Annotated in this window: 15 protein-coding genes and 1 tRNA gene; 12 read left to right on the top strand and 4 right to left on the bottom strand. The window is 36.7% G+C overall.

Annotated elements, in window-relative coordinates; genetic code table 11:
* Positions 1–10: 10 nt before the first annotated feature.
* From OLM61_RS03095 to ribD, 3 genes are read right to left on the bottom strand one after another with little or no spacing between them, the layout of a single operon-like run.
* Positions 11–643 (bottom strand): IMPACT family protein, encoded by a 633-nt coding sequence (locus OLM61_RS03095; protein ID WP_264525056.1) that lies wholly within the window; start codon positions 641–643, stop codon positions 11–13.
* 38 nt (positions 644–681) lie between these two features.
* The gene (locus OLM61_RS03090; protein ID WP_264525055.1) at positions 682–1,284 is read right to left on the bottom strand and encodes an HAD family hydrolase; all 603 of its coding nucleotides are present in this window, start codon (positions 1,282–1,284) and stop codon (positions 682–684) included.
* Positions 1,277–2,326: a bifunctional diaminohydroxyphosphoribosylaminopyrimidine deaminase/5-amino-6-(5-phosphoribosylamino)uracil reductase RibD gene (ribD, locus tag OLM61_RS03085; protein WP_264525054.1), complete on the bottom strand. Its 1,050-nt coding sequence runs from the start codon at positions 2,324–2,326 to the stop codon at positions 1,277–1,279. Before ribD ends, OLM61_RS03090 begins: the two co-directional genes overlap by 8 nt.
* 109 nt (positions 2,327–2,435) lie before the next feature.
* Between ribD and OLM61_RS03080 the strand changes: the two genes are divergently transcribed.
* Both OLM61_RS03080 and prmC read left to right on the top strand, forming a co-directional pair.
* The gene (locus OLM61_RS03080; RefSeq protein WP_264525053.1) at positions 2,436–2,921 is read left to right on the top strand and encodes a GNAT family N-acetyltransferase; all 486 of its coding nucleotides are present in this window, start codon (positions 2,436–2,438) and stop codon (positions 2,919–2,921) included.
* Positions 2,922–3,006: 85 nt separating this feature from the next.
* Positions 3,007–3,861, top strand: coding sequence for a peptide chain release factor N(5)-glutamine methyltransferase (gene prmC, locus OLM61_RS03075; protein ID WP_264525052.1), 855 nt, complete (start codon positions 3,007–3,009; stop codon positions 3,859–3,861).
* A 92-nt stretch (positions 3,862–3,953) separates the two neighbouring features.
* Here prmC and OLM61_RS03070 read toward each other — a convergent pair whose 3' ends face one another.
* Positions 3,954–5,198: an ABC transporter permease gene (locus OLM61_RS03070; RefSeq protein WP_264525051.1), complete on the bottom strand. Its 1,245-nt coding sequence runs from the start codon at positions 5,196–5,198 to the stop codon at positions 3,954–3,956.
* Between the two features lie 215 nt (positions 5,199–5,413).
* Here OLM61_RS03070 and hisS point away from each other — a divergent pair, with 215 nt between their 5' ends.
* The 10 genes from hisS to OLM61_RS03020 all read left to right on the top strand — a co-directional run bounded on the left by hisS (position 5,414) and on the right by OLM61_RS03020 (position 14,855).
* On the top strand, positions 5,414–6,841 hold the full coding sequence (gene hisS / locus OLM61_RS03065) for a histidine--tRNA ligase (protein WP_264525050.1): 1,428 nt from the start codon (positions 5,414–5,416) through the stop codon (positions 6,839–6,841).
* Positions 6,842–7,026: 185 nt separating this feature from the next.
* Positions 7,027–7,097 (top strand) — tRNA-Trp (locus OLM61_RS03060).
* Positions 7,098–7,460: 363 nt separating this feature from the next.
* Complete coding sequence (locus OLM61_RS03055) at positions 7,461–8,039, top strand: nucleotide exchange factor GrpE (RefSeq protein WP_264525049.1); 579 nt, start codon at positions 7,461–7,463, stop codon at positions 8,037–8,039.
* 108 nt (positions 8,040–8,147) lie between these two features.
* Positions 8,148–9,260 carry a molecular chaperone DnaJ gene (gene dnaJ, locus OLM61_RS03050; RefSeq protein ID WP_264525048.1) on the top strand — a complete coding sequence of 371 codons (1,113 nt, stop codon included), beginning with the start codon at positions 8,148–8,150 and terminating at the stop codon, positions 9,258–9,260.
* Between the two features lie 168 nt (positions 9,261–9,428).
* A complete protein-coding gene (locus OLM61_RS03045; RefSeq protein WP_264525047.1) occupies positions 9,429–10,358 on the top strand; it encodes an ABC transporter ATP-binding protein in 930 nt (309 codons plus the stop codon).
* Between the two features lie 78 nt (positions 10,359–10,436).
* Positions 10,437–11,753 (top strand): ABC transporter permease, encoded by a 1,317-nt coding sequence (locus OLM61_RS03040; RefSeq protein WP_264525046.1) that lies wholly within the window; start codon positions 10,437–10,439, stop codon positions 11,751–11,753.
* A gap of 109 nt (positions 11,754–11,862) precedes the next feature.
* Positions 11,863–13,026 (top strand): sigma-54-dependent transcriptional regulator, encoded by a 1,164-nt coding sequence (locus tag OLM61_RS03035; RefSeq protein ID WP_264525045.1) that lies wholly within the window; start codon positions 11,863–11,865, stop codon positions 13,024–13,026.
* Positions 13,027–13,112: 86 nt separating this feature from the next.
* A complete protein-coding gene (locus tag OLM61_RS03030; RefSeq protein ID WP_264525044.1) occupies positions 13,113–13,778 on the top strand; it encodes a DEAD/DEAH box helicase in 666 nt (221 codons plus the stop codon).
* A 13-nt stretch (positions 13,779–13,791) separates the two neighbouring features.
* Positions 13,792–14,607, top strand: a complete 816-nt coding sequence (locus OLM61_RS03025) for an alpha/beta hydrolase (RefSeq protein ID WP_264525043.1) — start codon at positions 13,792–13,794, stop codon at positions 14,605–14,607.
* 29 nt (positions 14,608–14,636) lie between these two features.
* Positions 14,637–14,855, top strand: coding sequence for a putative signal transducing protein (locus OLM61_RS03020; protein WP_173966174.1), 219 nt, complete (start codon positions 14,637–14,639; stop codon positions 14,853–14,855).
* Positions 14,856–14,942 lie beyond the last annotated feature (87 nt).

Raw genomic sequence — 14,942 nt, 5'->3', positions numbered from 1 at the left:
TACTGTCAAATTATATAATTTTTATATCGATTTCAAACATTAAATCAAAAATGTCGAATACTGATTCGGCATTTTTTTTGCGCGTTTTAGTCGTTATTTTGCCAATAGGGAGCCCTGTATCTTCGTTAATTTCCATTTCCTGAGCCGTAATTTCCAGTTTTTTCTCCTTTATAACCCGCATTACTTTGTTCATATTTTTGTAATCAAAAGAGATTAAAAATTGAACATCAATTGTCTTTTCAATGATCTCACATACTTCAAGCGTCATTTGTGCCGTGGTTTTGTAAGCACTGATTAAGCCGCCAACACCTAATTTAATTCCTCCAAAAATGCGAACCACTACAACTAAAACGTTGGTTACGCCAAAAGATTGTATCTGTCCGTAAATTGGTGCGCCAGCTGTGTTGCCGGGTTCTCCGTCGTCATTGGCGCGATACGAAATTTTTGGTGCCGTCCCTAATTGATACGCATAACAAAAGTGTACGGCATGGGGATGCTGTTTTTTTAAGTTGTCGATAATAGGTTTTACTTCCTCTTCGCTTTCTATGGGAAAAGCGTAGCCAAAGAACTTACTGCCTTTTTCTTTCAAAAGCATTTCTTCAGATTCAAAAGCAATGGTTTGGTACGTATCGTTAATTTCCAAATTGAGTTTGATTTTTTAAGCTGTGGCAAAAATAACAGCTAAAGTATTTGTTTGTCAAATAAATCAACAACATCTTCCTGTCCAACTTGTAAATTCCAGACATGAAAGCCCAGGGCTGCTGCCGAATCTGTGTTTTCTTTTTTATCGTCTACAAACAAAGTTCTCTTGGGTGATAATTCGTGTTTGTTGATCAGGTACTGAAAAACTTCAGCATTTGGTTTTCGCATTCCAATTTCAAACGAAAAATAAACCTTTTCAAAACACTGATAAAAATCGCTGTAAAACGAAATGCCGGTTTTGTTTTCGAAAGTTTCGATATGAATAGCATCCGTATTGCTCAATAGAAACAAGCGGTATTTTTGAGAAAGCAGTTGCAAAAACTCCAGTCGGTACAAAGGAAAATCGGCTAGAATGGTATTCCATGCTTCCAGAATTTCGTCGATGGAGGCATTTGGAAGCTCTTTCTGAAAGCCTGCCAGAAAAGCATCACGCGTAATGTCTCCGGTTTCAAACAAAAGATTCAGACGGTCCAGTTCGGCAGTCCATTCTGTTAATCCTAATTTTTGCAATCCCGATATAGTGGCTTGTTTGTCTAAATTGATAAAAATATCTCCAAAGTCAAAAATGATAGTATCAATCATGATTTCTAATATTTAATAATTCGTCGCTGAGAATATTAATTTTCGTTAGGTTTTCTTTTCGAATCAGTGGTGCTTTAGTTCCATTTTTAAAAATAGCTTGTCCGATAAAAATTCGGGCTTCGTCCCAAATATTCTGATCGATAAAAGACTGTAAAGTTTGAGCGCCTCCTTCGATAATAACAGACTGAATTTGATTTTGATGTAAAACAGCTAAAATCTGCGGTAGCATATTGCTGCTAAAATCGATTACTGTAAAGGTAGTGTTTTCTGCCGAAAAGCCGGTTTCGGATTTTGTAAATACAATGGTTTTTACGCTCCCGTCAAAAACAAAACTCTCTTTTGAAATGCGATTGTGTTGGTCCAGAATAACTCGCACCGGATGATTTCCTGACCAGTCCCGGGTGTTTAATTTCGGATTGTCATCTATCACGGTCTGTGTTCCAACCAGAATTGCTTGCTCTTCGCTTCTCCATTTGTGAACCAATTGTCTGGAATAGGGATTGGTGATCCAAATGGGTTTTCGTTTCGCATTTTCCTGTTTTTCAGGAGACAGAAATCCGTCCTGACTTTCGGCCCATTTTAGGATGATGTAAGGTCTCTTTTTCTGATGAAAAGTAAAAAAACGCTTGTTGAGTTCGTGACATTCTTTTTCTAAAACTCCAACCGTAACAGTGATTCCTGCAGCAATTAACTTTTTAATGCCGTTTCCTGCCACTTTTTCATTAGGATCAACAGTCCCGACAACAACATGTGGAATTTTATGCTCAATAATTAAGTCGCTGCACGGAGGTGTTTTTCCAAAATGACTGCAAGGTTCTAAACTAACATAAATGGTAGCTTTGCTTAACAACGATTTGTCTTTTACCGAACGAACGGCATTGACTTCCGCATGCGGTTCTCCTGCTTTTTTATGCCAGCCCTCTCCGATAATCTGATTGTCGTAAACGATTACACTTCCTACCATAGGATTTGGGTAAGTGTTGCCAAAACCATTTTGAGCCAACTCGATGCAACGTTTTATGTATTTTTCATGTATATTCACGATACAAAAGTAGTTATTTTTGAGTTTAGTCCGGATAGTTTTAGGTCGGTTAAGAAACTATCGAAAAACTATTTTTACTTTTGTATAGACATTAAAGGAATAAGAAAATATGGAAAATTGGACGATCAGAGCCATTAAAAAAGAAGACAATCAGGCAGTTGCACATTTAATACGCTCGGTTTTTGATGAAATGGAAATACCTAAAGTAGGAACGGCTTATGAAGACCCGTATTTAGACTTAATGTTTGAAGAGTACAATAAGCCGAAGTCGGTTTATTTTGTAGTGGAAAAAGACGGCGAAATTATTGGCTGCTGTGGAATTGCGCCCTTAGAAAATGGTGCTCCTGAGATTTGTGAGTTACAGAAGATGTATTTTTTACCAAAAACGCGTGGTTTGGGAATTGGAAGTAAAATGATGGAAAAATGTTTGGAACAGGCAAGGATTTTTGGTTTTGAAAAATGTTATATCGAAACAATGCCTTTTATGCATGCCGCGCAAAAGTTATATGTAAAATCAGGTTTTGAATATTTAGAGGCGCCTTTGGGCAATACCGGTCACTGTTCCTGTCCTGTCTGGATGTTAAAAAAATTATAGGATAATGTTGTAGTGAATTTGCATTACAATACTTACCTTGTAATACCGTTGCCCCTATCTAAAGAATAATGTTCAAATACCTAAAATGAAAATCAAACAATATCGGACTCAGTTCATTAAAGAATTGTCACCTTTTTACGATGCCTACGAAGCGGAGAGTTTTTTCTATTTAATTTTAGAAGACAAGCACCAATTGCGACAAATTGATCTGGCATTAAATCATGAATTGGCTTTTACAGAAGATGATTTTGTAGTATGGAATTTTTTATTACTGCAGTTAAAGAAAGAAGTTCCGATTCAGTATTTATTAGGTAAAACTAATTTTTATGGTTTGGACTTCGAAGTCAACGCACATGTTTTAATTCCTCGTCCGGAGACAGAAGAACTGGTAGAGTGGATTATTAATGAGAATTCAGGAAAGGACAAAACAAAAAAAATAAAAATTCTCGATATTGGAACAGGGAGTGGCTGTATTGCTATTTCACTGGCAAAAAACATTCCTAACGCGGAAGTTTATGCGATTGATGTTTCCAAAAAAGCGATAGAAACGGCCAAAAGAAATGCCATTCAAAATAAAGTAGAAGTTACTTTTATGCTTCAGAATATTTTAGAAACAGAAGCCTTAAAGCATGATTTTGATATCATTGTTTCGAATCCGCCTTATGTCCGAAATTTAGAAAAAGAAGAAATCAAAAAGAATGTTTTGGATTATGAGCCGCACTTGGCTCTTTTTGTAGAGGACAACGATGCTTTGATTTTTTACAGAAAAATTGCCGAATTGGCCAAGAAAAACCTTTTGCAAAACGGACAATTGTATTTTGAAATCAATCAGTACTTAGGTACAGAAATGACAGATTTACTCGAAAAAATGGATTTCAGGAATATTGAATTGCGAAGAGATATTTATGATAACGACCGGATGATGAAAGGGGTTGTTTGAGTTTTCAGTCTCAGTCTCAGTCTCAGTTTGCAGTTAGTTGTTTGACTGAATACTGAGACTGCGACTGTAAACTGCGACTGCATACTAAAAACCTATTCGTAGCGCAAAGCCTCAATAGGATCCAGTTGTGAAGCTTTTATTGCCGGATACAAACCAGAGACAATAGCAACCATGAAACTGGTACCAAAAGCGGCAAAAATGGCCATCCATGGAATTACAAAAGCAAAATTCATTGCGGCGGCAAAACCAAAACCTACAAGGATTCCCAGTACAATTCCGACCAGACCGCCAATCTGACCAATTAATAAGGTTTCGATAAAAAACTGTACCGAAATAGTGATTTTAGTCGCGCCTAAAGCTTTGCGGACACCAATTTCACGGGTTCGTTCTGTAACCGAAACGATCATAATGTTCATCAGAGCAATCGACGATCCTAAGATGGTGATGATGCTGATGATCCAGGAGGCCCAGCCTAAATATTTGGTAATTCCCAGAATTCGGTTAATTAAATCATCGCTTCGGCCAATACCAAAATTGCTTTCGCGAACCGGACTCAATTTGCGAACCCTACGCATGGTACTTGTGGCATTGTCTACAGCTTCATCCAAAAGTTCTTTTTTAGAAACCATAACACTAATGGTGTAGTTGATTTTTGGTGCTGTAAATAAAGAACGTGCTACCTGAATTGGAATTAATACTCTTAAATCCTGACTGTTTCCAAAAGTGGAACCTTTTTCTTTTAAAACACCAATAACTTTAAAACGTGCCCCTCGTATCGAAATGATTTTATCAATTGGGTTGACATCTTTTAGTAAACCTTTTTCAAAATCAGAACCCACGACGCAGGAATAAGTATTGTTGTCAATATCAAATTGATTGAAAGAACGGCCTGAAGTTGTTTCTAAACCCGAGTTTGAGATATAGTGCTCATCAACTCCAAGTATAGTAATTTCGGGATCGGTTTTTTGATCTAAGTATTTTACTTCGGCTTTGGAGGTCGCCGTAAAAGAGAGGGATGTTTCTGTAAAAGGGTATTTGAATTTATTTTTGAAGGCTACCGCTTCCGGGTAAGAAATAATAGGGTTGACGATTTCGCGCTCATTTCCGCCACGATTTTTAACGGTGTTTTCGTACTGATTGATGTTAAAGGTGTTAGCTCCCATCGAAGCAAAGTTGGTAGAGACCGTATTTTCAAGTGCTGTAACTACGGTCAGGATTCCCACCAAAGCGGTAATTCCGATAGCAATAATAACTACTGTAAGAATAGTTCGTAACAATTGAGTTTTGATCGAACCAAAAGCAATTCGGATATTTTCTTTAAATAATTTTAGCATCATGACCAATTTGTCACGAAAATACGTTTTTTGTTACAAGTTTGTTTTCGAACTGTTATTATTTATTTTAAAAAGTGAGATATTTGCAGACTTAATTAAGTCGAAAGACTAATGATTCGATAATCTAAAAATATAGAAATAAAATAATTTTAAAGGTTTGCGAATTTAAGTTTCAGAAGAAATCTAAAATCTAAGATCTAAAATCTAAAATCAAAAAAATGGCTTCAAAACCAAGCATACCGCAAGGAACAAGAGATTTTTCGCCTGCAGAGGTGTCAAAACGTCAATATATCATTCAGGTTATAAAAAATAATTTTGAAAAATTTGGCTTTCAGCCGATCGAAACCCCTTCTTTTGAAAACTCAGATACTTTGATGGGGAAGTACGGAGAAGAAGGCGATCGTTTGATTTTTAAAATATTAAATTCAGGGAACTTTTTCTATAACAAAAGTAAAATAGAATTGCCAAAATCGATGGAGCAGCTTCAGGCTTCTTCTGCAGATAAAATTACCATTGCAGAAAGAATCGAATTGAATTCTTTTACCAAACAAATCTCCGAAAAAGCATTGCGTTACGATTTAACCGTTCCGTTTGCGAGATACGTGGTGCAGCACCAAAATGAAATTGAGTTTCCTTTTAAAAGATATCAGATTCAGCCGGTATGGAGGGCTGATCGTCCGCAAAAAGGACGTTTCAGAGAGTTTTTTCAATGTGATGCCGATGTGGTAGGATCAAAATCGTTGTGGCAGGAAGTAGAATTGGTGCAGTTGTACGATACCGTTTTTACCGCTTTAGGTTTAGAAGGAGTTACCATCAAGATCAACAACAGAAAAATATTATCGGGTATCGCAGAAGTGATTGGAGCTTCGGATAAGTTAATCGATTTTACGGTGGCACTGGATAAATTGGATAAGATCGGGGAAGATGGTGTGAAAAAAGAAATGATCGAAAATGGTATTTCTGAAGAAGCATTGGTGAAAGTTCAGCCGCTGTTTAGTTTTACAGGAACCTTCGCGGATAAAATCAAGCAGCTTTCCGATTTATTAGCAGCATCAGAAGAAGGAATGAAAGGAGTGGAGGAGCTTCAATTTATTTGTGACAATGTGGCAACTTTAGGGTTGTCAACAGCTACTTTAGATTTGGATGTGACGCTTGCCCGTGGATTGAATTATTATACCGGAGCAATTTTTGAAGTTGCAGCTCCAAAATCGGTTGCGATGGGTTCTATCGGAGGTGGTGGAAGATACGACGATTTGACGGGTATTTTCGGATTGAAAAATATGAGTGGTGTTGGTATTTCTTTTGGATTGGATCGTATTTATCTGGTTTTAGAAGAATTGCAGTTGTTCCCGGAAACTGTTTCGGCAACTTCAAAAGCACTGTTCATTAACTACGGAGATGCTGAAGCGTTGTATGCTTCGCAGGCTATTCAGAAATTAAGACAGGAAAACATAAAAGTAGAGCTTTATCCGGACAATGTAAAAGTCGGGAAACAGTTTCAGTATGCCGATAAGCGTTTAATTCCGTTCGCAGTTATTGCGGGAGATCAGGAAATTGCTACAAAATCGTATGCACTTAAAAATTTAGTGACAGGCGAGCAGGTTACTGTTGATTTTGATGGACTGAAAAATGCTTTACTGGCATAATTGAGGGTAAAGTGTTTTGCCACAGATTAAAAGGATTATTTAGGTTTTTGTTTCATGTGGGTTTTACAGATCAAAGCAGGGTTAGTATTAAGCAAATCGGCGGTATTTGGCCAAAATCTTTTTTAAAATCTGCCTGAAATAATTGCTTGGGAAGAAAAAATACTTTTAATTTGCCGCTCTAAGTTACGGGCGTAGTTCAAGGGTAGAATAGCGGTCTCCAAAACCGTTGATGGGGGTTCGAATCCCTCCGCCCGTGCAATAAAAAATAACAACCGTTATTAAACTTATCAAAGACTTTCGAGGAGTTACAAGGTAAAAAAGCAACATAAAAAAAAGCTTCGTCTCAAATTAGGCGAAGCTTTTTTTAATATAAGGTAAATTTGAATTAATAATTATTTATGAAGCCGAGGCCAACCCTTAAATTCAATTTTGATAGGTAATAATTTAGTTTTCAATTGTATCTCAAATATACTATAAAGGATATCGTGATAGTCTTAAAATTATACTAAATTTTAAAAAGCTGTTTTTAGTTTTTAAACGGCTCAGTTTTAATAAAGTGACAATTTGACATTTTGAAAGATTTGGCAGTACTTTTGCAATCCAAAAGAAAGAATAAAAAATGAAGTTTAAGAATATTTTTAAAAATAAAAGTAATATGACTACTGAAAATACAGAATTCGATCAGGAATTAGATGATGTAACGTTAGAGAACAATGCCAACGGTGAGCAGTTAATTGTTGAAGAATTAAGTGTTGAAGAGCAATTGGCTCAAGACTTGGCAAAAGAAAAAGATAAGTTTTTGAGACTATTTGCCGAATTCGAAAATTACAAAAAAAGAACTTCAAAAGAGCGTATCGACTTGTTTAAAACGGCAAACCAGGAGGTTTTATTGGCGATGCTGCCAGTTTTAGATGATTTTGACAGAGCGATAGTAGAAATCAACAAATCGGAAGATGAAACCTTGACAAAAGGGGTTGAGTTGATTCACGAAAAATTAAAAAGCACTTTAGTTTCTAAAGGTTTAGAGCAAGTTGAAGTAAGAGCAGGTGATGCTTTTAATGCTGATTTTGCTGAGGCAATTACCCAAATTCCGGCTCCGTCTGAGAAATTAAAAGGGAAAATTGTTGATGTTATTGAAAAAGGATACAAATTAGGAGACAAAATTATCCGTTTCCCTAAAGTTGTGATCGGAAACTAAAAAGAGCAAATGACATATTCTGAAAGTCAATTTTTAAAGTATTGGAATTCGGAATTTTAAATTTGGACACAAGCGCTAGCGAACTGGCGAAGCAATTTAACCTAAATTATGAAAAAAGATTTTTACGAAATACTAGGCATTTCAAAAAATGCGGATGCTGCCGAAATTAAAAAAGCTTATAGAAAAAGTGCATTGAAATATCATCCGGACAAAAACCCGGGCGACAAAGAGGCAGAGGAAAACTTTAAATTAGCGGCAGAAGCTTATGAAGTACTAAGCGATCCTAACAAAAAAGCGAAATACGATCAGTACGGACATCAGGCTTTTGATGGTTCTGGCGGATTTGGCGGTGGTCACGGTGGTATGAATATGGATGACATTTTCAGCCAGTTTGGTGATATTTTTGGCGGTGGATTTGGTGGTTTCGGCGGAGGCGGAGGCGGTGGCCCTCGTCGTGCTAAAGGAAGCAATCTTCGAATTAAAGTAAAATTGACTTTAGAAGAAATTGCAAATGGTGTTGAGAAAAAAGTAAAAGTAAAACGTAAAGTTCAGGCTAAAGGAGTTACCTACAAAACGTGTTCGACTTGTAACGGTCAGGGACAGGTAATGCGTGTAACCAACACTATTTTAGGAAGAATGCAGTCTGCGTCAACTTGTCCTACTTGTGGCGGGTCTGGCCAGATTTTAGATAAAAGACCAGCTGAAGCGGATGCACAGGGAATGATTTTAGAAGACGAAACCGTTTCCATCAAAATTCCTGCGGGAGTTGTAGATGGAATGCAGTTGAAAGTTTCTAATAAAGGAAATGATGCTCCCGGAAATAGTATTCCTGGTGATTTAATTGTAGCTATTGAAGAATTAGAGCACGAGTTTCTGAAACGTGAAGGTGAGAACATTCATTATGATTTATACATCAGTTTCCCGGAAGCTGTTTTAGGAGTTTCTAAAGACATCGAAGCAATCAATGGAAAAGTTCGCATCAAATTAGAAGAAGGAATTCAATCCGGAAAAATCTTAAGATTAAAAGGAAAAGGTATTCCGAGTATCAATGGATATGGAAGTGGAGATTTGTTAGTTCATGTAAATGTATGGACTCCAAAAACACTGAGCAAAGAGCAAAAACAATTCTTTGAAAATGCATTGAACGACGATCACTTTATTCCGAGTCCTGAAAAATCAGAAAAATCATTTTTTGAAAAAGTAAAAGATATGTTTTCATAAACAGAGCTTTTTCTAAAATGGAACAATAATAAATTTCAAAACCCATTCTATAGTAAATCATAGAATGGGTTTTTTGTATCAATAGTACAAAATTTCGATACTATTTATTTACTTTTACACTCGTAATGCCGCAATGGTCAAACTGACGCAGAAAATCTTAATTATAGCATGAGCAACTTACTCGAAGTACATAAAGTCGTAAAACAATACGGTGATTATGTAGCGCTTAACGAAGTTTCATTAAATGTACCAAAAGGTAGTATTTATGGACTATTAGGTCCGAATGGAGCCGGAAAAACTTCCCTGATCCGAATTATAAATCAAATTACATTGCCGGATAGCGGTGAGGTAATTTTGGATGGAGAAAAATTGCAGCCCAAACATGTACAGCATATTGGTTATCTTCCTGAAGAAAGAGGGTTGTATACTTCTATGAAAGTAGGAGAACAATGTTTGTATCTGGCGCAGATGAAAGGACTCTCTAAAGCCGAGGCAAAATTACAACTGGAATACTGGTTTGATCGTCTTGGAATTCAGGGCTGGTGGAACAAGAAAATTCAGGAACTTTCAAAAGGAATGGCCCAAAAAATTCAGTTTGTCGTTTGTGTGCTGCACAAGCCTAAATTGTTGATTTTTGATGAGCCTTTCTCGGGATTCGACCCGGTCAATGCCAATGTCATTAAAGATGAGATTCTGGCATTGAAAGAACAGGGAGCCACCATTATTTTTTCGACACACCGTATGGAAAGTGTGGAGGAACTTTGCGATCATATTGCTTTAATTCACAAATCGAATAAACTGATTGAAGGTAAGGTAAGCGATGTAAAACGCCAGTTTAGAACCAATAGTTTTGAAGTTGGAATCCTCACGGATAATGTAGAAGGTCTGATGTACGATATCACACAAAAATTTACCGTTTCGCCTGCTAATTTTAAATCCTTAAATGATGATTTAAAACTGGATATTCAAATTGGAAACGCTGCGCCTAACGAGTTGCTGCATTTGCTTACACAACGCGGACAGGTGACCCATTTTGTAGAGAAAATACCAAGTGTAAATGATATTTTTATTCAAACAGTTACCGAAAACAAAAATTAAACTCCAAAAAAATAAATCCCATATCCCAATATCAGAGCGATCAAAATTGGAGTTTGGAATTTGAAAATTAAAATATTTATGAGCATCATTTCATTAATTATAAAAAGAGAATTTATTGCAAAAGTGCGCAATAAGTCTTTTGTTGTCATGACGTTTTTGAGTCCGTTATTGTTTGTGGCAATTGCAGGTTTTATTGGTTATCTGAGCTCTATGAAAGCAGAGACAAAAAGAATCGCAATTCATGACGAAACGGGTTTGTTTGCCCAGGATTTTGTCAAAAAGAATAAGGAAGAAGCCGAGTTTAAATACCTCAATGTGTCTGAAATTGATACAAAAGCATTAAAAGACAGCATCACTAATGAAAATTATGACGGTTTAATTGTAATTCCAAAAACCAATAATTTATCCGATTTAGAAAGTAAAATCGAATTCATTTCCAATAACAGTCCAAGTATTTCTTTTATCGAAAAAACACAGCGTGTTATTGCGTCAAAAATTACCAAAGTAAATCTTGAGGCGGCGAAACTGGATACGACGGCCATTCAAAAAGCACAGTCTGAAGTTAATATACATTTGGTAAAAGCATCCGGAGAGGAAAGCTTAAAAGGATTGAATGAAATAAAAATAGGAATAGGCGGGGCGTTTGGATATCTGATCATGATGTTTATTATCATTTACGGTAATATGGTGATGCGAAGTGTGATCGAAGAAAAAACGAACCGAATTATCGAAATCATTATTTCCTCCGTAAAACCTTTTCAGCTGATGATTGGTAAAATCGTGGGGACTTCTCTTGCCGGGTTGCTTCAGTTTATCATCTGGGCGATCATCGGTCTGGGATTGATGTTTGCGGCTTCGGCCTTTTTTGGCGTAAATGTTGGACCTACGGCCAGAATTTCACCTGAATTAATGCAGTCGGCCCAGCATGAAATGTCGGGAACAGCTCAAATGTACATACGCGAATTATGGAATTTGCCTATTGCCAGTATTATCATTGGTTTTGTTATTTATTTCATCGGAGGATACTTTTTATACAGTTCCTTTTATGCAGCCATCGGTGCAGCAGTGGATAATCAAACCGATTCGCAGCAATTTCTATTGCCTATTTTAATGCCGCTTATTTTAAGTGTTTATATTGGTTTTTTCACCGTTGTCAATGATCCTCACGGAACCATTGCGGTTGTGTTTTCCATGATTCCGTTGACCTCGCCAATTGTAATGTTAATGCGACTTCCGTTTGGAGTGCCGTGGTGGCAAATTGCAATTTCGGTATCATTATTGTTTGCTACCTTTTTCCTTGTAGTATGGTTCGCCGCCAAAATTTACCGAATAGGTATCTTGATGTACGGTAAAAAACCAACCTGGAAAGAATTGTATAAATGGCTTAAATATTAATTTTTTTAAGTTGCTAAGATACTAAGGTTCTGAGTTGCTAAGCTTTTAGTTTAGGCAGAAAAGAAGAACTTAGAACCTTAGTAACTCAGAACCTTAGAACCTCAAAAGAATGAGTAAAATACTAATTATAGAAGACGAAGCATCCATCAGAAGAGTTTTGGTAAAAATTTTATCAGAAGAAAATGATACGTATCAGGTAGATGAAGCTGAAGATGGTGCGGCGGGTCTTGAGAAAATAAAAAACAACGATTACGATTTGGTTTTGTGTGACATCAAAATGCCAAAATTGGACGGGGTTGAGGTTTTAGAAGAAGCAAAAAAAATCAAACCGGAAATTCCGATGGTTATGATCTCCGGTCATGGCGATATGGAAACCGCGATTCATACGATGCGTTTAGGCGCTTTTGATTATATCTCGAAACCACCTGATTTAAACCGATTACTGAACACCGTTCGTAATGCTTTAGATAAAAAACAACTCGTGGTTGAAAATAAAATCCTAAAGAAAAAGGTCAGCAAAAACTATGAAATGGTAGGAGAAAGTGAAGCAATTAGTCATATCAAATTAATGATTGATAAAGTTGCTCAAACCGAAGCCAGAGTTTTGATTACAGGTCCGAATGGAACAGGGAAAGAGTTGGTAGCGCACCAATTGCACGAAAAAAGTGAGCGCTCTAACTTTCCATTAATCGAAGTAAACTGTGCTGCAATTCCGAGTGAACTGATCGAAAGTGAATTGTTCGGTCACGTAAAAGGAGCTTTTACATCGGCGGTGAAAGACCGTGCCGGAAAGTTTGAAGCTGCTGACAAAGGAACAATCTTCTTAGATGAAATTGGAGATATGAGTCTTTCAGCACAAGCCAAGGTGTTGCGTGCGTTACAGGAAAGTATGATTACCCGAGTGGGAGCTGAAAAAGACATCAAAGTGGATGTACGCGTTGTGGCAGCAACGAATAAAGATCTAAAGACTGAAATTGCTGAAGGTCGTTTTCGTGAAGACTTGTACCATCGTCTGGCTGTTATTTTAATTAAAGTACCGCCATTGAACGAAAGACGTGATGATATTCCGGCGTTGATTACTCACTTTACAGAGAAAATTGCTTCAGAGCAAGGAAATTCGGTAAAAGTGTTTTCGCCACAAGCGATCAAGTTACTACAAGAGTACGATTGGACAGGAAATATTCGTGAACTTCGAAATGTGGTCGAAAGATTAATTATCTTGGGAGGAAACGAAATTTCTGAAACCGATGTTAAAATGTTTGCAAGCAAGTAAAGGCAATAGGCTTTCTGGTGTAAGCATAAGAAATAAAATGAATTTTGGCTTGAAGCTTAAGGCTTAAAGCGTAAAGCATAAAAAAAATGAAACTAAAAAAAATAAACGAGAAGTTACAAGAGGCTCTAATTGAAAACGGTTTAACAGAAGCAAATGTTTTGCAGCAGGAAACTTTTTCGACTATTAAAAGCGGGGCTGATTGTATCATTCTTTCTCCGGCAGGGAGCGGAAAATCTACAACAATTGTATTGAATGTGATTCAGCAACTGTCAGGTCACACAGAAGAATCGCCACGTGCGTTGATTTTTGTAGAGGACAAGGCCAAGGTGTTGGAAATGGAAGCGCTTTTTGAAAAATACGGAAAATATTCCAAGCTTGAAGTTTACGGAGTGCACGACAAAGGCGACATGGATTACGACAAAAACTATATCTCTACTGGGATTGATGTTTTGATTGGAACGCCAAATAAATTGAGCGACATGTTTACCACAGCGGGCTACAATGTAAATCGTTTGAAAATGTTTGTTCTGGACGATGCCGATCCTATTTTGAAATTGCGTCACGAAACAAAGATCATGCGTATTTCAAACAGTATCGCCAAAACACAACGCATTATTTTTGCAGAATCCTTAACAGAACGCATCGAAATTTTGGCCGACAAAATGTTGCTGGAGCCTTATGTGTTTGATATGGAAGATGAAGAGGAACTTGATGACGAAGAGGAAGAAGAAGATATTGAAGAGGAAGAATAATTAAAAGGGCTTTATGGAAGTATTGAAGACTTTTAAATTTTTAACGATTATACTTCTGGTGTTTTTCGCTGTGATTTATCTGGCTATTATTTCCTATGTTTATTTTAATCAGGTTGGAATGGTTTTTCAGAGCGCACAGCTCTCTAAAGAGTATCAATTCGACTATCAGCAAAAATTCGAGGAATTAAACATTACGTCCTTTGATGGCATACAATTGAATGGATTATTGTTTAAGGCTGAAAATTCAAAAGGTTTGGTTTTCTATCTGCATGGCAATGCAGGAACACTTGAAACTTGGGGAAAAATTGCAAAAATCTATACCAGATTGGGGTATGATATCTTCATTTTAGATTACAGAAGTTTCGGTAAGAGTGAAGGCGAAATTAAAGACGAAGAGCAATTAAATAAGGATGTATCTGCTGCCTATAAAAGACTATCCAAGCGATATTCTGAAAGTAACATTATTATTGCAGGTTATTCGATAGGCTCCGGTTTGGCCACTATTTTAGCTTCTGAGAATAAGCCAAAAGCGTTGATGCTACAGTCGCCTTATTATAGTTTTACAGAATTATCAAGTAAGAAAGTGCCTTTTTTTCCGAATTTTATGAAGAAATTCCACTTTGAAACCTCCGAATATTTGCCGAAAATTAAGGTACCGGTTTATATTTTTCATGGAACGGAAGATCAATTAATTCCTTATGAGAACTCGGTTAGATTGAGTAAAATGGTAAAATCCAATGGGTATCTTTATCTGTTAAAAGGGCAGGGGCATATTGGTATGAATGAAAACCGTGATTTTCAAAATCAATTAAAAAGAATATTAGAGTAAAAAATAAATAACAATAAAAATAAGATGTCATGGGATTAATGAAAGTGTATTCAGGTAGTGAAGTGTTAGCAATTGCTTTACAGGAAAGATTGGAAGAGGCAGGATTGGAAACGGTAAAGAAAGATAACATTCAATCGGCCCGTATGGCTGGTTATGGCGGATCAGATTTGGCAGTAGAGGTATTTATTCAGGAAACCGATTTTGCAAAAGCAAATCCGATTATCGAAGAGTTTAGAATGAGCCTTTAATAATTGTAGTTGTTTGTGAAGTGTGAGATGTTAGATGTTAGATGTGAAATGCAAAATGTGAGATGTAAAGAAGCACTGTGACTGCGA

It is taken from the genome of Flavobacterium sp. N502536, from assembly GCF_025947345.1.
Taxonomy (GTDB): domain Bacteria; phylum Bacteroidota; class Bacteroidia; order Flavobacteriales; family Flavobacteriaceae; genus Flavobacterium.
The sequence above is the reverse complement of the archived record's forward strand: the minus strand, read 5'-3'. Positions and strand labels throughout refer to the sequence as shown.